The sequence below is a fragment of the Pseudomonas sp. NPDC089428 genome (genome assembly GCF_044749325.1).
Classification (GTDB): Bacteria; Pseudomonadota; Gammaproteobacteria; order Pseudomonadales; family Pseudomonadaceae; genus Aquipseudomonas.
Genome location: NZ_JBIVHT010000001.1, coordinates 124,169 through 146,119, shown reverse-complemented (window position 1 = coordinate 146,119; position 21,951 = coordinate 124,169). Strand labels below are relative to the sequence as shown.

Annotated in this window: 23 protein-coding genes; 12 read left to right on the top strand and 11 right to left on the bottom strand. The window is 63.6% G+C overall.

Annotation, left to right across the window (positions count from 1 at the left end):
- Positions 1–32: 32 nt before the first annotated feature.
- From ACIPZ5_RS00700 to ACIPZ5_RS00680, 5 genes are all read left to right on the top strand, one after another.
- On the top strand, positions 33–569 hold the full coding sequence (locus ACIPZ5_RS00700; RefSeq protein ID WP_400805915.1) for an ATP-dependent zinc protease: 537 nt from the start codon (positions 33–35) through the stop codon (positions 567–569).
- Between the two features lie 5 nt (positions 570–574).
- Positions 575–2,110 (top strand): inactive transglutaminase family protein, encoded by a 1,536-nt coding sequence (locus ACIPZ5_RS00695; protein WP_261940844.1) that lies wholly within the window; start codon positions 575–577, stop codon positions 2,108–2,110.
- Positions 2,110–3,090 carry an alpha-L-glutamate ligase-like protein gene (locus ACIPZ5_RS00690; protein ID WP_152956369.1) on the top strand — a complete coding sequence of 327 codons (981 nt, stop codon included), beginning with the start codon at positions 2,110–2,112 and terminating at the stop codon, positions 3,088–3,090. The genes ACIPZ5_RS00695 and ACIPZ5_RS00690 overlap by 1 nt, the downstream gene beginning before the upstream one ends.
- A 151-nt stretch (positions 3,091–3,241) precedes the next feature.
- Complete coding sequence (gene pabB / locus ACIPZ5_RS00685; protein WP_400805913.1) at positions 3,242–4,585, top strand: aminodeoxychorismate synthase component I; 1,344 nt, start codon at positions 3,242–3,244, stop codon at positions 4,583–4,585.
- 115 nt (positions 4,586–4,700) lie between these two features.
- Positions 4,701–5,435: a phosphoadenylyl-sulfate reductase gene (locus tag ACIPZ5_RS00680; protein WP_261940846.1), complete on the top strand. Its 735-nt coding sequence runs from the start codon at positions 4,701–4,703 to the stop codon at positions 5,433–5,435.
- A 66-nt stretch (positions 5,436–5,501) separates the two neighbouring features.
- Here ACIPZ5_RS00680 and cysB read toward each other — a convergent pair whose 3' ends face one another.
- From cysB to ACIPZ5_RS00665, 3 genes are all read right to left on the bottom strand, one after another.
- On the bottom strand, positions 5,502–6,476 hold the full coding sequence (cysB, locus tag ACIPZ5_RS00675) for an HTH-type transcriptional regulator CysB (RefSeq protein WP_060507962.1): 975 nt from the start codon (positions 6,474–6,476) through the stop codon (positions 5,502–5,504).
- Positions 6,477–6,605: 129 nt separating this feature from the next.
- Positions 6,606–7,103: a universal stress protein gene (locus tag ACIPZ5_RS00670; protein WP_261940847.1), complete on the bottom strand. Its 498-nt coding sequence runs from the start codon at positions 7,101–7,103 to the stop codon at positions 6,606–6,608.
- Positions 7,104–7,207: 104 nt separating this feature from the next.
- Positions 7,208–8,155, bottom strand: a complete 948-nt coding sequence (locus tag ACIPZ5_RS00665; protein WP_400805909.1) for a putative 2-dehydropantoate 2-reductase — start codon at positions 8,153–8,155, stop codon at positions 7,208–7,210.
- A 200-nt stretch (positions 8,156–8,355) separates the two neighbouring features.
- Here ACIPZ5_RS00665 and ACIPZ5_RS00660 point away from each other — a divergent pair, with 200 nt between their 5' ends.
- The gene (locus ACIPZ5_RS00660; RefSeq protein ID WP_261940849.1) at positions 8,356–9,432 is read left to right on the top strand and encodes a 3-deoxy-7-phosphoheptulonate synthase; all 1,077 of its coding nucleotides are present in this window, start codon (positions 8,356–8,358) and stop codon (positions 9,430–9,432) included.
- A 67-nt stretch (positions 9,433–9,499) separates the two neighbouring features.
- Here ACIPZ5_RS00660 and ACIPZ5_RS00655 read toward each other — a convergent pair whose 3' ends face one another.
- Entirely contained in the window at positions 9,500–9,781 is a 282-nt protein-coding gene (locus ACIPZ5_RS00655) for a GNAT family N-acetyltransferase (RefSeq protein WP_023379662.1), read from the bottom strand.
- A gap of 508 nt (positions 9,782–10,289) precedes the next feature.
- On the opposite strand from ACIPZ5_RS00655, the gene oprI reads away from it, so the two are divergent.
- Positions 10,290–10,541 (top strand): outer membrane lipoprotei OprI, encoded by a 252-nt coding sequence (oprI, locus tag ACIPZ5_RS00650; RefSeq protein ID WP_003259780.1) that lies wholly within the window; start codon positions 10,290–10,292, stop codon positions 10,539–10,541.
- A 137-nt stretch (positions 10,542–10,678) separates the two neighbouring features.
- Here oprI and ACIPZ5_RS00645 read toward each other — a convergent pair whose 3' ends face one another.
- From ACIPZ5_RS00645 to ACIPZ5_RS00635, 3 genes are all read right to left on the bottom strand, one after another.
- On the bottom strand, positions 10,679–11,656 hold the full coding sequence (locus tag ACIPZ5_RS00645; RefSeq protein ID WP_261940850.1) for a L,D-transpeptidase family protein: 978 nt from the start codon (positions 11,654–11,656) through the stop codon (positions 10,679–10,681).
- 131 nt (positions 11,657–11,787) lie between these two features.
- A complete protein-coding gene (locus ACIPZ5_RS00640; RefSeq protein ID WP_027919636.1) occupies positions 11,788–12,069 on the bottom strand; it encodes a hypothetical protein in 282 nt (93 codons plus the stop codon).
- A 58-nt stretch (positions 12,070–12,127) separates the two neighbouring features.
- The gene (locus ACIPZ5_RS00635; RefSeq protein ID WP_343597271.1) at positions 12,128–12,733 is read right to left on the bottom strand and encodes an arylesterase; all 606 of its coding nucleotides are present in this window, start codon (positions 12,731–12,733) and stop codon (positions 12,128–12,130) included.
- Between the two features lie 10 nt (positions 12,734–12,743).
- Here ACIPZ5_RS00635 and ACIPZ5_RS00630 point away from each other — a divergent pair, with 10 nt between their 5' ends.
- Both ACIPZ5_RS00630 and ACIPZ5_RS00625 read left to right on the top strand, forming a co-directional pair.
- Complete coding sequence (locus ACIPZ5_RS00630) at positions 12,744–13,427, top strand: ABC transporter ATP-binding protein (RefSeq protein WP_261940852.1); 684 nt, start codon at positions 12,744–12,746, stop codon at positions 13,425–13,427.
- Positions 13,427–15,934, top strand: a complete 2,508-nt coding sequence (locus ACIPZ5_RS00625; protein ID WP_400805906.1) for an ABC transporter permease — start codon at positions 13,427–13,429, stop codon at positions 15,932–15,934. The genes ACIPZ5_RS00630 and ACIPZ5_RS00625 overlap by 1 nt, the downstream gene beginning before the upstream one ends.
- A 49-nt stretch (positions 15,935–15,983) precedes the next feature.
- Here ACIPZ5_RS00625 and greB read toward each other — a convergent pair whose 3' ends face one another.
- The 4 genes from greB to ACIPZ5_RS00605 form a co-directional block, all read right to left on the bottom strand.
- Positions 15,984–16,457, bottom strand: coding sequence for a transcription elongation factor GreB (greB, locus tag ACIPZ5_RS00620; RefSeq protein ID WP_261940854.1), 474 nt, complete (start codon positions 16,455–16,457; stop codon positions 15,984–15,986).
- Between the two features lie 11 nt (positions 16,458–16,468).
- Positions 16,469–16,777 (bottom strand): hypothetical protein, encoded by a 309-nt coding sequence (locus tag ACIPZ5_RS00615; RefSeq protein ID WP_400805903.1) that lies wholly within the window; start codon positions 16,775–16,777, stop codon positions 16,469–16,471.
- 225 nt (positions 16,778–17,002) lie between these two features.
- Positions 17,003–17,437 (bottom strand): DoxX family protein, encoded by a 435-nt coding sequence (locus ACIPZ5_RS00610; protein ID WP_400805901.1) that lies wholly within the window; start codon positions 17,435–17,437, stop codon positions 17,003–17,005.
- A gap of 113 nt (positions 17,438–17,550) precedes the next feature.
- On the bottom strand, positions 17,551–18,957 hold the full coding sequence (locus tag ACIPZ5_RS00605) for a transglycosylase SLT domain-containing protein (protein ID WP_400805898.1): 1,407 nt from the start codon (positions 18,955–18,957) through the stop codon (positions 17,551–17,553).
- 158 nt (positions 18,958–19,115) lie between these two features.
- Between ACIPZ5_RS00605 and ACIPZ5_RS00600 the strand changes: the two genes are divergently transcribed.
- The 3 genes from ACIPZ5_RS00600 (at position 19,116) to ACIPZ5_RS00590 (ending at position 21,948) form a co-directional block, all read left to right on the top strand.
- Positions 19,116–19,913 (top strand): TatD family hydrolase, encoded by a 798-nt coding sequence (locus ACIPZ5_RS00600; RefSeq protein WP_343597258.1) that lies wholly within the window; start codon positions 19,116–19,118, stop codon positions 19,911–19,913.
- A gap of 88 nt (positions 19,914–20,001) precedes the next feature.
- Complete coding sequence (locus ACIPZ5_RS00595; protein WP_261940858.1) at positions 20,002–21,480, top strand: methyl-accepting chemotaxis protein; 1,479 nt, start codon at positions 20,002–20,004, stop codon at positions 21,478–21,480.
- A gap of 99 nt (positions 21,481–21,579) precedes the next feature.
- The gene (locus ACIPZ5_RS00590; protein WP_110631623.1) at positions 21,580–21,948 is read left to right on the top strand and encodes an Mpo1-like protein; all 369 of its coding nucleotides are present in this window, start codon (positions 21,580–21,582) and stop codon (positions 21,946–21,948) included.
- The last annotated feature ends 3 nt before the right edge of the window (positions 21,949–21,951 follow it).

Below are 21,951 nucleotides of genomic sequence, written 5' to 3'. Positions count from 1 at the left end.
AACCCCGCACAGCTCAGCACCGCGCCAGGATTATGAGACTTACACCCGTATTATTGCTGCTATGCCTCACCCTGCTGCCGGCCCTTGGTCAGGCGGCGGGCAAGACCGTGTACGGTCTGAACGAATACGCCCGGCTCGGCGACCTTGACCTGGAAGTGGCCGCCAAGCTCGACACCGGGGCCAAGACCGCGTCGCTCAGCGCCCGCGACATCAAGCGTTTCAAGCGCAACGGCGAAAACTGGGTGCGCTTCTACCTGGCCATCGACGCCGCCCATTCGCACCCCATCGAACGCCCCCTGGCGCGCGTGAGCAAGATCAAGCGCCGCGCCGGCGACTATGATGCGGAATCCGGCAAGGCCTACACCGCCCGCCCGGTCATCGAACTTGAAATCTGCATGGGCCAGGCCCGGCGCACCATCGAAGTCAACCTCACCGACCGCAGCGCCTTCCAGTTCCCGCTGCTGATCGGCTCCGAGGCGCTCAAGCACTTCGACGCGCTGGTCGACCCAAGCCTTAAATACGCGGCCGGCAAACCTGCCTGTGCCACCGACGCTCCCAAAGCAGAGTAATCCCGATGCGCTCTCTTACCCTCCATCTGAAAGTCCTGATCACCGTGCTGGTGTTGCTCGGCGTGGCGGTCACGGCCTATCAGATCTTCGTGCTCGGCATCCCGGTGACCGAAGACGAGACCGACGACCTGTGGAACATCGACGCCAAGGTCGAGTTCGTCGCCAGCTCCAAGGACCCGGTCAAGATCCAGATGTTCGTGCCGCCGCTGAACCGTGACTATGTCAGCCTCAACGAGAGCTTCATCTCCAACAACTATGGGGTGAGCGTCAACCGCGTCGACGGCAACCGCAAGGTGACCTGGTCGGCGCGCCGCGTCACCGGCAACCAGACCCTCTACTACCGCCTGGTCCTGACCAAGCGTTACAGCAATGAAAAGTCCGCCATCAAGGGCCCGACCTTCCGTGACAGCCTGGCCATCGACGGCCCGGAAAAGATCGCTGCCGAAGCCCTGATGGCACCGATCCGCCAGCACTCTGCCGACGTCGAGACCTTCGTCAGCGAGACCATCAAGCGGGTCAACAACCTCAACGACGACAACGTCAAGCTGCTGCTGGCCGGCGACACCTCGCCGATGAAAAAGGCCCAGGTCATCGACCTGCTGCTGTCGATCGCCCACGTGCCGATGGAAAAGGTCCACACCATCCGCCTGGTGGCCGACACCCCGCAAACGCCTGAATTGTGGCTGCGCAGCTTCAACGGCAACGACTGGCTGTACTTCAACCCGGACACCGGCGAGCAGGGCCTGCCGGCCGATCGCCTGCTGTGGTGGACCGGCGACGACAACCTGATCACCGTCGATGGCGGCAAGAAGGCCAACGTCACCTTCAGCATGAACAACAGCGAGATGAACGCCATCCGCCTGGCCAAGCTGACCGACGAGAACACCGACGCCGACTTCCTCGAATACTCGCTGTACGGCTTGCCATTGCAGACCCAGCAGACCTTCATGATCATGGTGATGATCCCGATCGGCGTGCTGGTGATCCTGATCCTGCGCAACCTGATCGGCATCCAGACCCTGGGTACCTTCACCCCGGTACTGATCGCCCTGGCCTTCCGCGAGACCCAGCTGGGCTTCGGCATCGTGCTGTTCACGGTGATCACCGCGCTGGGCCTGTCGCTACGCTCGTACCTGGAACACCTGAAGCTGCAGATGCTGCCACGGCTGTCGGTGGTGCTGACCTTCGTCGTGGTGTTGATCGCCGCCATCAGCCTGTTCAGCCACAAGCTGGGCCTGGAGCGCGGCCTGTCGGTGGCGCTGTTCCCGATGGTGATCCTGACCATGACCATCGAGCGCCTGTCGATCACCTGGGAAGAGCGCGGCGGTGGCCATGCCATGAAAGTGGCAATCGGCACCCTGTTCGCCGCCTCCCTGGCGCACCTGCTGATGATGGTGCCGGAGCTGGTGTACTTCGTCTTCACCTTCCCGGCCGTGCTGTTGATCCTGGTGGGCTTCATGCTGGCGATGGGTCGCTACCGCGGCTACCGCCTGACCGAGCTCGTGCGCTTCAAGGCATTCCTGAAGAAGGCTGACGCCTGATGTTTGGCCTGATCAAGACGTGGAAAGCCCTGGAGGCCCGGGGCATCATGGGGATCAACCGGCGCAACGCGGACTACGTGTTGAAGTACAACAAGCGCCACCTGTACCCGATCGTCGACGACAAGATCATCACCAAGGAGCGCGCCCTGGCCGCCGGCATCCATGTGCCGGAGATGTACGGCATCATCGAGACCGAGAAGCAGATCGAAAAGCTTCACGAGATCATCGGCGGGCGCAACGACTTCGTCATCAAGCCGGCGCAAGGCGCTGGCGGTGACGGCATCCTGGTGATCGCCGACCGCTTCGAGGACCGCTACCGCACGGTGTCGGGCAAGATCATCAGCCACGAGGAAATCGAGCACCAGGTGTCGAGCATCCTCACCGGCCTGTACTCGCTCGGCGGCCACCGCGACCGTGCACTGATCGAATACCGGGTGACCCCGGACCAGATCTTCAAGAGCATCAGCTACGAGGGCGTGCCGGACATCCGCATCATCGTGCTGATGGGCTACCCGGTAATGGCCATGCTGCGCCTGCCGACCCGCCAGTCCGGCGGCAAGGCCAACCTGCACCAGGGCGCCATCGGCGTGGGCGTGGACCTGGCCACCGGCGTGACCCTGCGCGGCACCTGGCTGAACAACATCATCAGCAAGCACCCGGACACCACCAACGCGGTGGACGGCGTGCAGTTGCCGAACTGGGATGGTTTCATGAAGCTGGCCGCCGGCTGCTACGAGCTGTGCGGGCTGGGCTACATCGGCGTGGACATGGTGCTGGACCAGGACAAGGGCCCACTGATTCTCGAACTCAACGCCCGCCCCGGCCTGAACATCCAGATCGCCAACGACACCGGCCTGACCCAGCGCACCCATGCCATCGAAGCGCACATCGAAGCACTGGCCAAGGAAGGGATCACCGAAGACGCCGAGCAGCGCGTGCGGGTGACCCAGAACCTGTTCGGGCACGTGCACCCGCGGTAAGCCTGTCCCGGCCCATTCACGGGCAAGCCCGCGAATGGGCCGCAAAGCGGCCCCGGGGAAAACAGGGAGTTTAATGTCGCGCCAAAGCTAGGCGCATTTCCTGCACAGGTCTACAATCGCCCTCCTCGCTTTTACATCGCCGTCCACACTGATGCCGACCTGTACGCTTCACCCCCTGCCCTACCAGCCCGACCCCGCTGCTTATTTCGCCCGCCTGCGCCAAGCCCCCGGCGCGACCCTGCTCGACAGCGCGCGCCCCGGTGCCGAACGCGGCCGCTTCGACCTGTTCAGCGCCTGGCCCGTGCAACACCTGCAGGCCCAGCCCGACGAGAGCGGCCGTGCCTTCCTCGAACGCCTGCGCGCCAGCCTGACGCAACTGGGTGAAGCGCAGCTGCCCGCCGGCATCGAACTGCCCTTCGCCGGCGGCCTGATCGGCTACCTGAGCTACGACTTCGGCCGCCGCCTGGAACAGCTGCCCAGCCTGTCATGCGACGACCTGGGGTTGCCCGATGCACAGCTAGGCCTCTACGCCTGGGCAGTGGTGACCGACCATAAGCTTGGCACCAGTCAATTGGTGTTCCACCCAAGCCTGGCGCAGGCAGAGCGGGCACGGCTGACGGCACTGTTCGAGACTGTCGACACTTCGACGCACGGCAGTTTCCAGCTACTCGCCCCGATGCACGGCGACCTGCAGCCAGAACAGTACAAGTCAGCCTTCGACCAGGTGCAGCGTTACATCCAGGCCGGCGACTGCTACCAGATCAACCTTACCCAGCGTTTTCGCGCCCCCTGCCAGGGCGACCCGTGGCACGCCTACCAGGCCCTGCGCCAAGCCTGCCCGACACCGTTTTCCGGCTACCAGCAACTGGCTGACGGCAGCGCGCTGTTGAGCTTTTCCCCGGAGCGCTTCATCCGCGTCAGCCGGGGCCAGGTGGAAACCCGTCCGATCAAGGGCACCCGCCCGCGCTCGGCCGACCCGGCCGAAGACGCCCGCAATGCCGAAGAGCTGCGCCACAGCCCCAAGGACCGCTCGGAAAACCTGATGATCGTCGACCTGCTGCGCAATGACCTGGGGCGCACCTGCGAGATCGGTTCGGTGAAGGTGCCGGAGCTGTTCAGCCTGGAAAGCTACCCCAACGTCCATCATCTGGTCAGTAGCATCACCGGCAAGCTGGCCCGCGACAAGGATGCCCTGGACCTGATTGGTGACAGTTTCCCCGGCGGCTCGATCACCGGCGCACCGAAGATTCGCGCCATGCAGATCATCGACGAGCTGGAACCTGCCCGTCGCGCGCTGTACTGCGGATCTTTGCTGTACGTGGACGTGCGCGGCGAGATGGACAGCTCCATCGCCATTCGCAGCCTGCTGGTCAAGGATGGCCAGGTCAGTTGCTGGGGCGGCGGCGCAGTGGTGTCCGACTCTAACTGGCAGGCCGAATACGAGGAATCGATTGCCAAGGTGCGGGTGCTGATGGAGACCTTGCAAGGCTTGTGATCGGCGTCGCCTGCTTCGCGGGCGATGCCGATATCAGCCCGTCTACCTCGCCATTTTTTGTTACCATCACCCCATTACGAGCGCACAGCGCCACAGCCAAGATGGAAACCGCCTGATGAGCCAACCCTTCGACGTCGCCGCCCTGGCCGCGACCTATGCCAACAAGTCCCCGCAGGACATCCTCAAGCTTGCCTTCGAGCACTTCGGTGATGACCTGTGGATCTCCTTCAGCGGCGCCGAGGATGTGGTGCTGGTCGACATGGCCTGGAAGCTGAACAAGCAGGTCAAGGTGTTCAGCCTCGATACCGGCCGCCTGCACCCGGAAACCTACCGTTTCATCGACCAGGTGCGCGAACATTACAACCTGCCGATCGAAATCCTCAGCCCGGATCGCGCCAAGCTCGACCCGTTCGTCAAGGAAAAAGGCCTGTTCAGCTTCTACAAGGACGGCCACGGCGAATGCTGCGGCATCCGCAAGATCGAACCGCTGCGGCGCAAGCTCGCCACCGTCAGCGCCTGGGCCACAGGCCAGCGCCGCGACCAGAGCCCAGGCACCCGCAGCCAGGTGGCGGCACTGGAAATCGACGGTGCCTTCTCCACGCCCGAGCGCACCCTGTACAAGTTCAACCCGCTGGCGCAGATGACCAGCGAGGAAGTGTGGGGTTACATCCGCATGCTCGAGCTGCCGTACAACAGCCTGCACGAACGTGGCTTCATCAGCATCGGTTGCGAGCCTTGCACGCGCCCGGTGCTGCCAAACCAGCACGAACGCGAAGGCCGCTGGTGGTGGGAGGAGTCAACCCAGAAGGAATGCGGGCTGCACGCCGGCAACCTGATCAGCAAGGCCTGAATCGCAGGCATGAAAAACCGGCCCAAGGGCCGGTTTTTATTTAACCGCACATCAGCGCCGGCGCACTCAGTGCACCGGCAGCTCGACGCCTTCGAACAGCTCTTCGAGCTCCTGCTTGTTATGGCACTGGATGGCCTTGGCCATCACTTCACGGGTCAGGTGCGGCGCGAACTTCTCGATGAAGTCGCACATGAAACCGCGCAGGAAGGTGCCACGGCGGAAGCCGATCTTGGTGATGCTGGCTTCGAACAGCTCGCTGGCATCCAGGGCCACCAGGTCGCTGTCGAGCTTGGTGTCGACCGCCATCTTGGCCACGATGCCCACGCCCAGACCCAGGCGTACATAAGTCTTGATCACGTCGGCGTCAGCGGCGGTGAACACCACTTTTGGTGTCAGGCCACGGTGGTTGAAGGCTTCATCCAGCTTCGAACGGCCGGTGAAACCGAACACATAAGTGACGATCGGGTATTCGGCGACCGCTTCCAGGGTCAGCTTCGGCAGCTTGGTCAGCGGGTGACCTTGCGGCACCACCACGCAGCGGTTCCACTTGTAGCACGGCATCATGATCAGGTCGCCGAACAGCTCCAGCGCCTCGGTGGCGATGGCGAAATCGACGGTGCCGTCGGCGGCCATTTCCGCGATTTGCATGGGTGAGCCCTGATGCATGTGCAACGCCACTTCCGGGTACTGCTTGATGAAGTTGCTGATCACCGGTGGCAGCGCATAGCGGGCCTGGGTATGGGTGGTGGCGATGGACAGCGTACCCTTTTTCTCGTTGGAGAATTCCTGGGCGATCTGCTTGATGCTTTCGACCTTGCGCAGGATCTCGCCAGCGGTGTTGATGATGCGCTCACCGGCCGGGGTCACGCGGGTCAGGTGCTTGCCGCTGCGGGCAAAGACTTCAACTCCCAGTTCGTCCTCGAGCAGGCGGATCTGCTTGCTGATCCCCGGCTGCGAGGTGTACAGGCTTTGCGCCGTCGCGGAGACGTTGAGGTCATGGTGCGCCACTTCCCAGATGTAGCGCAGTTGTTGAAGCTTCATAGGTTTCCCTCGAATCGGCGGTAAGTCAGCGGCAGCAGGCAGCGACGAGATATAACTATATTAGTGGTTCTCGAAATAAAACTAGAACTATTTTGTTACACGCGCCTCCGAATCAGCCTACCGCTTGCTTCACGATTTCCTACGTCCAAGGTGCTGCGAGAGCGGCACCATATACACTGGCACCGGCGACAGTTGCAGCAAGCGCACCGCCGTCCGACCAATCGGCACATCCACCCCGGCACCGGCACTGTGGCTGCCGAAGATCAGCAAGTCGACGCTCAGCCGCTGCGCTTGATCGAGGATGACCTGCGCCGGATCACCCTGACGCACCCGCACCGCCTTGATCAGTGCCAGATCAGCGTCCTCGCCCAATTCTTCACGAAAGTTTTCCAACACCCGCTGCTCGATATTGGCCATCACCGTATTGACGCCTTCGCTGTGCAATTCATCCAGCGTCTGCTCATCGAGGTAACTCTGCAGCAGGGACTCGGCGAACTGCCCCATGGGCTCCACCGCGTGGATCACGTAGAGCTCTGCGCTGAAGGCGCGAGCCAGGGTCAGGGCGTGCTGCATGACAAAAGGGGCGTAGACACCGAGGTCGGTGGCGTACAGCATGGAGCGGATCATTCGACCTCCTCGACTGCCGTTGCGGCAGAGCAAGCTTCAGCTTAGCAGTGCGCCGGCCCCACGCTTTGCCGTCCGGCGCACTACTGATGCGGCCTGCAGAGGATTCAGCCAGCCCGGTTGGCGCGATCGATGAAGGCCAGGGCCTGATGCAGCATGTGCATCCGCGGCAGGCTGCAGCCGGCCGCCTGGGCGCGGGCAATCGGCTCGGCATAGATCGCCTGCAGTTCCAGCGGGCGTTTCTGGGCATGGTCGTGGTACATGCTCGGCCAGTAATCGGGCATCTGTTCGGTCATGCGGAACAACTGCTCGGCGTAGCCAGCGGGCAACTGGTGCCCGCACGCGGCTGCGCCCTGCACCACTTCAGCCATCAGCGCCTGGATCAGCGCGCGACTGTCGGCATCGGCCATCAGCGGCGTGGTACTGGCCCCCAGCAACACCGAAAGGCCGTTGTAAGGCACGTTCCACACCAGTTTCTGCCAGCGCGCCTGACCAAGGTTGGCCATGGCCTGGGAGTCGATGCCCGCCGCACGGAACAACCCGGCACCCGCTTCGACGATCGCCGCACCGCCATCTGCAGCCGGCCCGCTGTGATAGCCGAGGTTGACCGCACCCAGCGCCTGATGGCGAATTACCCCTGGGGCCTGGCGATTGACGCAGATGAAGCACAGGCCGCCGAGCAGGTGCAGGTTGCCCGGCAGGGTCGCCCTCAACTGCTCCTCTACGCCGAGCCCATTCTGCAACAGCACCACCTTGGCATCGGCAGCAGCGGCCTGGACGATCAACGGTGCGAGTTCGGCATTGCTGGTCGCCTTGGCCCCCACCAGCAGCCAGTCGCAGGGAGGCATGTCGGCAGCCCTGGCGTAGGCATTGACCGGCATCTGTAACGCGCCATGCACGGCATGGTCGAGCTTCAGACCCTGTTCGCGCACCACGTCATATTCGCTGCGCAGCAGGAAATGCACATCGAAACCGGCGCGCGCCAGCATCAGTCCGTAGAAGCCACCGATAGCACCGCTGCCGATGATGCCGATGCGTGGGTTGCGAGAAGCCATGAAAATCTCCTTGTAGGTTGATCCGCTTTTTTACACCTTCGAGGCCCCACGGGCACACACAAGTGTGTCAACCCGCGCCAAATCCCATTGTCGCGCCCCCTGTAACGCGCTAAGGTTCGGCTCCCCGCTGCGAACATTATTGCTGCTGGGCCGCACGGGGATTGCTGGCGGCCGGCACCCGTGACCTGACGAGTAACACGATGGCTGATTTACCGATCGACGACCTTAACGTTGCTTCCAACGAGACCTTGATCACCCCTGATCAGCTCAAGAAGGAAATCCCCCTCAGCGCCAAGGCCCTGCAGACCGTGACTGCCGGCCGCGAAGTGGTGCGCAATATCCTCGACGGCAAGGACCATCGCCTGTTCGTGGTGGTCGGCCCCTGCTCCATCCATGACATCAAGGCCGCCCACGAGTACGCCGAGCGCCTCAAGGTGCTGGCCGCGGAAGTGTCCGATACGCTGTACCTGGTCATGCGCGTGTACTTTGAAAAGCCACGCACCACCGTTGGCTGGAAAGGCCTGATCAACGACCCGTACCTGGATGACTCGTTCAAGATCCAGGACGGCCTGCACATCGGTCGTCAGCTGCTGCTGGACCTGGCGGAAATGGGCCTGCCGACTGCCACCGAAGCGCTCGACCCGATCTCCCCGCAGTACCTGCAGGACCTGATCAGCTGGTCGGCCATCGGCGCGCGCACCACCGAATCGCAGACTCACCGCGAAATGGCCTCGGGCCTGTCCTCGGCGGTTGGCTTCAAGAACGGCACCGATGGCGGCCTGACCGTGGCCATCAACGCCCTGCAGTCGGTGTCCAAGCCGCACCGTTTCCTCGGTATCAACCAGGAAGGCGGCGTGTCGATCGTCACCACCAAGGGCAACCCGTATGGCCACGTGGTGCTGCGCGGTGGCAACGGCAAGCCGAACTACGATTCGGTCAGCGTCGCCCTGTGCGAACAGGACCTGGCCAAGGCCAAGATCAAGGCGAACATCATGGTTGACTGCAGCCACGCCAACTCCAACAAGGACCCGGCCCTGCAGCCACTGGTCATGGAGAACGTCGCCAACCAGATCCTCGAAGGCAACCAGTCGATCATCGGCCTGATGGTCGAAAGCCACCTGAACTGGGGCTGCCAGTCGATCCCGAAAAACCTCGACGAACTGCAGTACGGCGTGTCGATCACCGATGCCTGCATCGACTGGTCAACCACCGAGAAGACCCTGCGCAGCATGCACGCCAAGCTCAAGGATGTGCTGCCACAGCGCAAGCGCGGCTGAACCTTGCCGCAATGAAAAACGCCGGGCAATGCCCGGCGTTTTCGTATCTGGCGTGCAGACGCCCGCGTCAGACCTTGCTCGAATGGCGTTGCTGACGCTCCATGTAGCGTTCCACGTACGAGCAGGAAGGGATCACCGTATAACCCATCTGGTCGGCGTACTCCAGGGCCTTCTCGGTCAGCGCTGCTGCGATCCCACGGCCACGCAGGGCGTTGGGCACGAAGGTGCGATAGATATCCAGCGTCTGCTTACCCAGGTCCATGTACGTCAGGTAGGCACGATGACCGTCCACGTTGGTTTCGAACTGATGACCGGCCTGGTCATGGTGGATGGTCAGCGCTTCACTCATCACTACTCCTCGCAGGCCTTTCTGGCAGACCCTTACCTTAACCGATGTGGTTTATCCGGCGGAGGAACCTCTACGCCACTCTTGCCCCTTGGACCCTAGGCCAACAGCAATCGTTCGACCGGGCCTGGCACTCCCAAATAGTAGGCGCCGCCAGCGGGATTGCTCAAGGTGGCCTGCGTTAAAAAGTAGCAGGAACCCGTGCCGGGACCTCGCCCAGGCACGCCCCGCAACAGCAACCGGATGTTGTTGTGCGTAAGACGCTCATGGACAGTTAAAGTCACCGTTAGTTCAACAAAAAAGTTCCTGTACTACAACCGCTTGCGCCCGCTATACGGTTTTTTCACAAAAACCCCGCAAATCTTGTCGGCGCCCCCCCCAGCAACATTTTTTTTGCAGTTCTTGCGCTCTGTCAGTTTACTTACTACAAGTAATGGGTACTATGTACGCCGGCCAGTTTCTCTTTTCCGAGAGATGGCTATTTAATAGAAAGTCCTTGAAGGGGAACACGATGAACAACGTTCTGAAATTCTCTGCTCTGGCTCTGGCCGCAGTTCTGGCTACCGGTTGCAGCAGCGTATCCAAAGAAACCGAAGCTCGTCTGACTGCGACTGAAGACGCAGCAGCTCGCGCTCAAGCCCGTGCTGACGAAGCCTACCGTAAGGCTGACGACGCTCTGGCAGCCGCTCAGAAGGCTCAGCAGACCGCTGACGAAGCCAACGAGCGCGCTCTGCGTATGCTGGACAAAGCCAGCCGCAAGTAATAATCCTCACGGATTGTTGAGAAGCCGACCCACTTGTGGGTCGGCTTTTTTATTGCCTGGACGAAAGCCCCCACCAGAAACGAAGAGGCCCGCAGCAGGTTGTTAACCTGAGCGGGCCCCGGAGTGCAGCAAAACCGTTACTGGAGTTCGGGCGGAATGCTGGTAACCATTGGTGCGGCGCCCTGGTTATTGGTGGGCACGGCAATTTCCACTGGCATACCGTCTTCCGCGGCTACCACATCGCGCACCATGTCCCAGTTCATGCGCAGGTTGTTGGCCAGGTCTTCACGCTTGAGCAAGGCATTGATGACCGCCGTGTGCTTGTCGACCACAGAAGGGTTGCCATGATCGTCCAGCGGCGTATGCGCCTCCAGATACACCTTGCCCCCACTTCTGCCGAACTTGTACGGTTCGTTGATGATGCGCACCGGCGTTCCTACCGGGACCATCTTCGACAGTTCCAGCACGTTGTTGTTGAGCATGCGGAAGCAACCATGGCTGGTGCGCATGCCGATACCGAACTTCTTGTTCGAGCCATGGATCAGGTAGCCCGGCACACCCAGGGTGAACTTGAACGGCCCCAGCGGGTTGTCCGGGCCGGCAGGTACAACGCTCGGCAGTATGTCACCGTCCGCGGCGTGCTCGGCACGAATCGAGGCAGGCGGCGTCCAGGTCGGGTTCGGTGTCTTCGCGGTGATCTTGGTCAAGGCAATCGGCGAACCCCAGCCCTCACGACCAATACCCAGCGGGAAGGTATGCACCACGTTCTGCCCTTTCGGGAAGTAGTACATGCGGTACTCGGCCAGGTTGATGACGATGCCTTCTCGCGGCCCCGGTGGGAGGATGTAACGGGTCGGCAGGACGATCTCGGTGCCAGCGCCCGGCAGCCATGGGTCGACGCCCGGGTTGGCGGCGATCATTTCCAGGTAGCCAAGGTCGTTGGCGGTGCCGATGTCGGCGAAGGTGTCTTCGTACTTGGCCTTGATGGTCTGGACCTGGCCAACGACGTCTTCACCGGGCGGTGGCAGTGGCAGTTCCAGCGCAACAGCGCGACCCGCTACCAGCAGGGCGGCCAGGGACAGGCAACGGGTGACGGCGGGAAAGCGCGGCAACATCCGGTAAATCCTTCGAAAGGTGGTCAAGAAGCACGATTGTACACCCGCCTCGCTGCAAGCGGGAGGCATTGGCGTCTTGCAAGCGTTTCAGTTGATGAAAGGTGCGCGCAGATGGGCGCCGGTAATTCACTTCAGAGCTCGGGCCAGACCGGCCGCATGCCGCGGCGCTGGGCATCGAGGATCGCCCGGCACAGGTCACACAGGCGCCCGTCACGGTAGATGCTGCGAGGCACACCGGACCAACGCGGCTGCGCAGGCAGCAGGCCGCCGCACAAGGTGCGATCGACCGGCACGCCAAGCTCAAGCTGACGGGCGACGAGGTGAACGCGGATTTCCTGGCAAGCGAACAGGTCGAGCTGCTCATCGGGCTCGATCAGTTGATAGGCAAACAAGGACCAGGCAGGGCGCGGCATCGGGGGCTCTCGAAACGGGGGGCGCAACATTAGCCGAAAGCCGCCCCCGTTTAAAGCGTCACAGCAAGGGTTTTATCGCCGGCCAGGCATTTTCCAGCAACCTTTGTTGAGCCACCTGTGCCGGATGGATGCCATCGGCCTGCATCATCCCCGGCACACCGCCAACCCCCTCGAGGAAAAACGGCACCAGCGCCACCTGCTTTTCCGTTGCCAGCTGTGCATAGACGTTGGCGAAGGCGGTGTTGTAACGCACGCCATAGTTCGGCGGCAGGCGCATGCCTAGCAGCACCACCTTGGCCCCCGCCTTGCGAGCACTTTCGATCATCGAGGCAAGATTTTGTTGCAATTGTTGCGGAGGCTGCCCACGCAGCCCGTCGTTGCCCCCAAGCTCCAGCACCACCAGGCTCGGCTTGTGTGCTGCAAGCAGCGCCGGCAGCCGCGCCTGGCCACCCGCACTGGTGTCACCACTGATCGACGCATTGACCACCTGATCGTCGAAACCTTCGTCCTTGAGCCGGGTCTGCAGCAGAGAGACCCAACCCTGGCGGATATCCAGGCCAGCACCGGCGCTGATACTATCGCCGACGACCAGCAGTGTTCCCGCCGCCGCGCTCTGAGCCAGGCAATACAGGGCCAGACCGGCACTCAACCACCACACTCGCATTGGATTCTCCATGGGCCCCAGCATTCTCGTTGCTCAGAACCTTAGCAAAGTGGTCCCCAGCGCGGAAGGTGATCTGACCATCCTGCATGCCCTCTCCCTCGACCTTGCCCAGGGCGACAGCCTGGCCATCGTCGGCGCCTCGGGTTCGGGCAAATCGACCCTGCTTGGCCTGCTCGCCGGCCTCGACCGCCCCAGCGCCGGCCAGGTCATCCTCGCCGGGCACGACCTCGGCCCACTGGACGAGGACCAGCGCGCCAGGGTGCGCGCCGAGCATGTCGGTTTCGTCTTTCAGTCGTTCCAGCTGCTCGACAGCCTCAACGCCCTGGAAAACGTAATGCTGCCACTGGAGCTGGACGGTCGGCGCGACGCCCGCGAGCAGGCCCGCAACCTGCTTGAGCGGGTCGGCCTGGGCAAGCGCCTGGCCCACACCCCGCGCCAGCTTTCCGGTGGCGAGCAGCAACGGGTCGCCATCGCCCGCGCCTTCGCCGCACAACCCGCCGTACTTTTTGCCGACGAACCCACCGGCAACCTCGACAGCCACACAGGCGAGCGCATCAGCGACCTGCTGTTCGAGCTGAACAAGGAGCGCGGCACTACCCTGGTACTGGTTACCCATGATGAGCGCCTGGCCCGCCGCTGCCGGCGCCAGATACGCCTGGAAGCGGGCCGCCTGGTGGCGCCGGTGGAGGCCTGATGAAGCACATGCCGCTGTCCCGCCTGTGCGGCCTGGCCTTGCGCCAGCTGCTGCGCGATATCCGCGCCAGCGAAGTGCGCGTGCTGTTCTTTGCCCTGCTGGTGGCGGTCGCCGCGAGTACCGCCATCGGCTATTTCGGTGCTCGCCTGAATGGCGCGATGCAGCTACGCGCCAGCGAGTTCCTCGGTGCCGACCTGGTATTGCAAGGCAGCGCACCGGCCCGTGACGAGCAGCTCGGCGCCGGTCAGGCACTTGGGCTGCGGCATGCCCAGGTGGTTGAATTCACCAGCGTGGTGGGTGGCGATGCTGGCATCCAGCTATCGAGCATCAAGGCGGTCGATGGCGCCTACCCATTGCGCGGCCAGGTGCGCAGTGCCGCCGCACCCTATGGCGAAGAAACCCCAGGAGGCGGCCCGGCCCCCGGGGAGGCCTGGGTCGAACCTCGCCTACTCGCGGCCCTGGGGCTTGAAGTCGGCGACAGCATCGACGTCGGCATGAAAACCTTGCGCATGAGCCGCGTGCTGACCTACGAACCCGATCGCGCCAACAACTTCTATAGCCTGACGCCCCGGGTGATGATGAACCTGGCTGACCTGCCGGCCACCGGTGTCATCCAGCCAGGCAGCCGGGTTTCCTACCGCGACTTGTGGCGGGGCGATGCCGAAGCCCTCGAGCACTATCGCAAGGCCGTGGAAAACAACCTTGCCGCCAGCCAGCGCCTGCTCGACACCCGCGATGGCAACCGGCAGATCGGCGGCGCCCTGGGCAAAGCCGAGCGCTACCTGAACATGGCCAGCCTGGTCGCAGTGCTGCTGGCAGGCGTGGCCGTGGCGCTCTCGGCCAGCCGCTACGCCGCACGCCGCCTGGATGCCAGCGCCTTGCTGCGCTGCCTGGGGCTGTCGCGGCACCAAGCGCTGGGCTTGTATTGCCTGCAACTGGCGATGCTCGGGCTGGTCGCCGCCCTGGCCGGCGCCCTGCTCGGCTGGCTCGCGCAACTGGGCCTGTTCCACCTGCTGCACGGCCTGCTGCCCAGCGTGGTGCCAGCCGGGGGCATGCTTCCGGCACTGGCCGGCATCGCCACCGGCCTGGTGGCCCTGGCCGGTTTTGCCTTGCCGCCGCTCGCCGCGCTGGGCCAGGTACCACCGTTGCGCGTGCTGCGCCGCGATCTGCTGCCCGTGCCACCGAGCAGCTGGCTGGTGTATGGCGCCGCCCTGCTCGCCCTGGGTCTGATCATGTGGCGCCTGAGCCTTGACCTGCTGCTGACCTTCGCCCTGCTCGGTGGCGGCCTGATCGCCGCGCTGCTGCTGGGCGGGCTGCTGTTGCTCGGCTTGCAAAGCCTGCGCAAGGCACTCGCTGGCGCACCGCTGACCTGGCGTCTGGGTCTTGGCCAGTTGCTGCGCCACCCGATGGCTGCAGCCGGGCAAGCCCTGGCGTTCGGCCTAATCCTGCTGGCCATGGCCTTGGTTGCGCTGCTGCGGGCAGAGTTGCTCGACACCTGGCAGGCACAACTGCCCAAGGACGCGCCCAACCACTTTGCCCTGAACATCCTGCCCGCTGACCGCGAACCGTTCGCCCAGCGCCTGCGCGAGGTGAATGCCAGCTCGGCACCGCTCTACCCGGTGACACCCGGCCGGCTGATTCAGATCAACGATGAACCGGTGCAGCAGGTCGTCAGCAAGGACTCCGCCGGCGAGCGGGCGGTACAACGCGACCTCAGCCTGACCTGGGCCGCCGACCTGCCTGAGGGCAATACGCTGAGCGCAGGCAACTGGTGGCAGGCGCTGCCTGGCGGCAATGAAATCCCCGGCGTGTCGGTCGAGGCCGAGCTGGCTGCCAGCCTCAAGCTGCAACTGGGCGACCTGCTGACCTTCGACATCGGCGGCGAGCAGCGGCAGGCGCGGGTCAGCAGCCTGCGCCGGGTGCACTGGGACAGCTTCCAGCCGAACTTCTACATGATCTTCCAGCCGGGCACCCTGCAGGGGCTGCCAACCACCTACCTGACCAGCTTCTACCTGGCCCCAGGCCATGACCTGGACGTGGTCGCACTGTCGCGGGCGTTCCCGGCGGTGACCATCCTGCAGGTCGATGCCTTGCTCGAACAACTCCGCAGCATCCTCGCTCAGGTCACGCTGGCGGTCGAGTATGTCTTGCTGTTCGTGCTGGCGGCGGGGCTTGCGGTGTTGTTCGCCGGGCTGCAGGCGACACTGGACGAGCGGATTCGCCAAGGCGCCTTGCTGCGCGCACTGGGGGCCGCGCGCCCCTTGCTGGTCAGGGCCCGGCGCATCGAGTTCGGTTTGCTGGGGGCGGCCAGTGGGGCCTTGGCGGCACTGGGGTGCGAGCTGATCACCCTGGTGCTGTATCGCTATGCGTTCGACCTGCAGTGGAGCCCGCATCCGTGGTTGCTGGTGCTGCCCGTGGTTGGGGCGCTGCTGGTGGGTGGGGCGGGGGTATTGGGAACACGGCGAGCACTGAATGCCAGCCCGCTGGCGGTGCTGCGGGAAGGTTGATGGTTGCCTGTACCGGCCCCGCGAACTGGCCGGCACAGGCACTCCCAATTCATTGCCCGTAGTGGATGCTGTTCACATACCAGGTCGCTTGACCGGTCGGCGTATTCACCACCACTTCATCACCCTCCTCCTTCTTGAGCAGGGCCCGGGCCATCGGCGAGTCGATCGAGATGTAGTCGTTGCGACCATAGATCTCGTCATACCCGACAATGCGAAACTTCAGGGTCTCGCCATCATCGTTCTCGATCTCGACCCAGGCACCGAAGAACACCTTGCCTTCCTGCTGCGGCGAGTAGGCGACCACCTTCACGTCTTCAAGGCGCTTGCGCAGATAGCGGACCCGGCGGTCGATCTCACGCAGCAGCTTCTTATTGTACTGGTAGTCGGCGTTCTCGCTACGATCGCCCAGCGAAGCGGCCCAGGTCACTTTCTGGGTGATTTCCGGGCGGTACACCCGCCACAGATGGTCCAGCTCCTTCTTCAGGGCCTCGTGACCTTCCGTGGTGATGATGTTGGTGCTCAACGGCGCGCTCCTCAGCGTCGGGTAATCAGGCCCTGGCGCGCAATGCGGGTAAGCGCGCCAATGACTTGGGCGGCGTCTTCGCGGGCTGGCGCCTGGATCACCGCCAGGTCGAAGCGGTCGTTGCCGAACTGCTCCAGGCGGCACGCATCGTCGGCGAACTGGATAAGAAAGGCACGAGCCTGCCCCTTGCGGCGGGACAACCCTTCAAGATGACGCAAGAGTGTGGGCTGATGCTGGCCACCGAGCAGGATGCGCGGTGTGCGGGAAGCCTGGTTGGCAGGCAATGGGCTCAAACAGACACTGGTACGTGGACAACTCATGGAGCTTCTCTCCGCCTCGCGAATCCCGCTGGGCAGCGGTGGGAGGCGTCACCGAACCAGCGCTTTAGCGGTATTTCGGATAACCCGGAGAGGGGCCAGTCCTGCGCCCCGCAAGTAGCTGTTTAAATCGGCGCAGGCGGTATGCTAGAGCGACAAGCCGCAAGCTGCAAGCCCCAAGCTGAAATGCGTTCGGCTTGGGGCTTGCAGCTTGCGGCTCGCGACCTGTCAGCGGGCGATCAGGCGGTCCAGGGACAGGCGGCCCGCGCCTTCGATCAGTACCGCCACGGTGCCGGCCAGCAGCGCCAGGGCGAACTCATAGCCGTTGTTCGACATGAACAGGCCGTTGTTGATGTGTACCGAGAAGATCGCCACGGCCAGGGTCACCGTCAGTGCCAGTGCGGCCGGGCGGGCCAGCAGGCCGATCACCAGGGCCAGGCCGCCGAAGAACTCAGCGCTACCGGACAGCAACGCCATCAGGTAGCCCGGCGCCAGGCCGATGCTTTCCATCCATTGGCCGGTGCCTTCCAGGCCGTAGCCACCGAACAGGCCGAACAGTTTTTGCGCCCCATGCGCCATGAAGATCACACCGACCAGGATGCGGATCACGCTCAGGCCCAGGCCAGCGCGGGTGGAGAGCAGTTTGCTGATTGCGTTGTTCATTTCGAAGCGTCCTTGAAAGCGGGATGTTGTGTTGGGATGGGCGCCATCATAATCAATTAAATAGATATGAAAATCGCAAAAAACCCAACATAACAATCGACAAAATTGATTTGTCAGCGAACGACCACCCGCTCCAGTGCCGTGCGTTCGCGATTGAACGCCAGGAAGTACTTGTTGACGCTGTTGACGAAGTTGACCGGCCCCATGCCGACCTGCTCCATGGCGATGCGCTCGGTCTGGAAGAACCACTGGTTACCATTGAGGCCGCGCTTGCGAGCCTCGGCGCGCATGGCCTGCACCCGCTCCGGGCCCAGGTTGTAGGCCGCCAGCACAAACGCCATGCGTTCGCGCTCGTTGATCTGCGGGCTGGCGAAGAACTTGCGGCGGATCAGCGCCAGGTAGCGCGCACTGGCCTGAACATTGCCATCGACCGAACCGGTGTCGCTGACACCCACCCGTTGCGCAGCCGACGGGGTGATCTGCATCAGGCCGTGTGCCCCACCGCTACCGCGCGCCGCAGGGTTCAGGGTCGATTCCTTGAAGGCCAGGGCAGCCAGGTTCAGCCAGTCGATCTGCTGCGCCTCGCCATGCTTCTGCAACACCGGGCGCAGTGCATTCAAGCGTTGACGGTCCTTGCGCGCCAAGGGGTTGTGCACGCGATACTGGCGCCGGTAGATGCGCTCGAAGGCCGCATCCTGGTTTTCCGGTGCACGATACCCCTGAAGAAAGCGATCGACCGTGGCCAGCAGCACCGTCGCATCGCGCCGCACATACCAACGCATGGCCTGCGCTTGCCCCAGTTGCACCCGGCTGTCCAGGCGCAAGTTCGGCATGACCCTGGCCCAGCGCTGGGCGATCGGGCGCTCCACCATGGTCAATGGATAGATGCCGGCCTGGACCATCTCCAGCACATCTTCCACAGCCAGGGTCGAATCGACCCATTCGATCTTGATCGGCGGCCGCTTGCGCAGCGCCAGTTGCTGGTTGATCTGCTGGATCACCGCCCCTGCCGCGCTGGCACTGGTCAATGCCACCGTACGCCCGGACAGCTGCTCGGCGTGGGTGAAGCTGCGTTCGCCCTTGCGCCCGACCAGCAACAGCGGCACCTGGTCCAGTACCGGCGCACTGCTGTTGACTCCGCCTGTCACCGCCGGGTCCAGCAGCTCGCCCGGCGCGGCCAGGTCACCCTCACCGCGCTGCAGGGCGCCCAGCAGTTGTTCCTTGGCCCGCGGAATGATCTTCAGACGGATCTGCTGGCCATCCCCGGCCCGGGCATTGAGGTAATGCTCCAGCCCGCGCAGGCGGTAATACTCGATCCCCACCGGCTCGCCCTTGATCTCACCCGAACTGTTGCGACTCTGGTTGACCAGCACCCGCAGCACCTTGCTGCTGCGAATCTGCTGCAGGTCACGAGAGGTGTTCGCCGGTACGTTCTGCTGTGGCCCCGGCAGCCGCGCGTAGGCCGGGCCGACCGTGGTCAGCCCGAGCATCAGCAACAGGGTCAGCAGGTATCGCAGCATGCGAAATCGTGTCCGTGGTCGGTGGGCGGCAGCCATGGTGATACGCGCGATCTAGAGAAATGACGCTAAAAGACCACGGCAAGCGCCTGAAGTTCTTGGTTTTTTCCGAATATCACGCTTTTTGCTATGCTGGCCGCCCCGCGGCACGAGGTAGCACCATGCAACTGATCGATATCGGCGTCAACCTGACCAACAGCAGTTTCCACGACCAACAGGCCGCCATCGTCGAGCGCGCCATCGAGGCCGGCGTTGTGCAGATGGTCCTGACCGGCACCAGTCTTGAGGTCAGCGAACAGGCACTGGAGCTGTGCCAGCAGCTCGATGGCGAAGGCCAACACCTGTTCGCCACGGCTGGCGTGCACCCACATGATGCCAAGTCATGGGATGGCAACAGCGAGCGGCGACTGCGCCAGCTGTTGGCTGAAGCACGCGTGCGCGCTGTCGGGGAATGCGGGCTGGATTTCAACCGTGACTTCTCCCCTCGCCCACTGCAGGAAAAAGCCCTGGAAGCCCAGCTGGCACTGGCGGCCGAACTGTGCCTGCCAGTGTTCCTGCACGAACGCGATGCCAGCGGGCGCCTGCTGGCCATCCTCAAGGATTACCGCGACCACCTGCCAGCCGCCGTGGTGCATTGCTTCACGGGTGAGCGCGACGCCTTGTACGCCTACCTGGACATGGACCTGCACATCGGCATCACCGGCTGGATCTGTGACGAGCGTCGCGGCACCCACCTGCACCCGCTGGTGGGCAACATTGCCGAGGGCCGGCTGATGCTGGAGAGCGATGCGCCGTACCTGCTGCCACGCAGCCTGCGGCCGAAGCCGAAAAACGGCCGTAACGAGCCGGCATTCCTGACCGAAGTGCTGCGCGAAGTGGCCCAGCATCGCAACGAAAGCCTCGAGCACTGTGCCCAGCACACCAGCGCCACGGCCAAAGCTTTCTTCCAGCTTCCTTGACACATGTCATGAGCGTCGCTCGAGTGAGCGGGCACAATGATGGCACCTTGCCAATAATGTTTCCGCTCAACTCAGAGAAGACCTACCCATGGGTGCCTGGCTTAGCAATATTTCCCTGAAGTACAAATTCTGGGCCGTCAACGCAGTGGCCTTCGTCACGACCTTGCTGCTGGTGCTTTATGCAGTGCACCTGGAGCAACGCGCCCGCGCCGATGCCGCGCAGGCCCAGGCGCAAGCCCAGGCCGAGCTGCTGGCCGCCTGGCCCGCCGGGCAGCCCCTGCCGCGCCAGGCCAACCTGATTACCTGGCAGCCCGGGCAGACCCCGACCTACGCGGGTGAAAACCTCGAAGCCCTGGCCAACGGGCAAGGCTGGGTCACGCTACCGGCGGCCTGGGTCCTCGGCAACAACCCGCTGCGCGGTGCCCAGGTGCTGCACCATGGCGACCAGCAGCTGGCCGTGCTGGCAGCCGCACCGAGCCTGCGCCAGGTCTTTCTCGACCGCTTCAGCAACTACGCGGTCTGCGTGCTGATCCTGATGTTGGCAATGCTTGCTGCCTCGCAGCTGCTGATCCGCTTCCTGCTGAGCCAGCTCAATACCCTCAAGGACGTGATGCTGCACGTGGAAAAGACCGGCGACCTGTCGGCCCGCGTCCCCCTGGCCTGCGGCGACGAAGTCGGCCAGATGGCCGGTGCCTTCAACGCCATGCAGGCCACCTACCACCGCGTGGTCAGCACCGTCGCCCACACCGCCGCGCAACTGGACTCGGGTGCCGCGCGCCTGGCCGCGAGCATGAACGAAGTGCGCCATGGCATGCTCGGCCAACAGAGCGAGACCGATCAGGCCGCCACGGCGATCAATGAAATGTCAGCCACCGTGCACCATATCGCCCAGCATGCCGGCGCCACCCGGGACTTGTCGCAGACCGCCGACACCCTCGCCGGCAGCGGCAAGGAAGTGGTCAGCCGGGTGCAGGATTCCATCGCCGGGCTCTCCAGCGGCGTACAGCAAACTGCCGAAATGATTCGCCAGCTCGCCGACGACAGCCAGAAGATCAACAGCGTGGTCGGGGTCATTCACAGTATTGCCGAACAGACCAACCTGCTGGCACTCAACGCCGCCATCGAAGCCGCGCGCGCAGGGGATCTGGGCCGGGGCTTTGCCGTGGTCGCCGACGAGGTGCGCAACCTGGCCAAGCGCGTACAGACGTCCACCGATGAAATCACCCGCATGGTCGCCGACCTGCAAGCCGGTACCCGCGATGCCGTGGAGTTCATGCAGGAGAGTTCGTACAAGGCCGACGATTGTGTCCGGCAGGCCCAAGAGGCCGGCGCGGCACTGGCGGAGATTACCGGCGCAGTCGCGCAGATGCGCGAGAGCAACACGCAGATTGCCGTCGCCGCCGAGCAGCAAAGCCAGGTGGCCGAAGAAATGAACCGCGCGGTGGTGAGCATCCGCGATGTCACCGAAGAGACTGTGCAGCAGACCGTCGGCTCAGCCACCACCAGCAGCCAGTTGGCGACCCTTGCCGGCGAGTTGAGCAAGGCCATTGGCCAGCTCAAGCTATAGTCGCCATAGCCAGCCTCGATTGGCCCCGCCCACGGGGCCGCACTAAGCTTTGGGCATGATTGCAACGAAGCGCGCAACGAAGCGCGCGAGGAACCGCCCATGAGCAAACGACTGCCCAACCTGCACGCCTGGCAATGGCGTGGCTACCACCACAATCACCGGCACCCGACCAACCTGGTGTTGCACCTGATCGCCGTACCGCTGTTCATCCTCGGAGCCCTGCTGGTGCTGTCCGGCCTGTTCGCCCTGGACCTGGGGCAGATCGCCGTCGGCGTCATTGCCCTGATCGCCGGCCTGGGCCTGCAGCGTCACGGGCATCGCCTGGAAGCCGAACAACCCGAACCGTTCGCCAACCGCAAGGATGCCGTGCAGCGGCTGCTGACCGAGCAGTTCGTCACCTTCCCGCGTTTCGTTCTCAGCGGTGCCTGGTGGAAGGCCTGGCGCGAACGGCACAAGCACCGGCGGTGATGA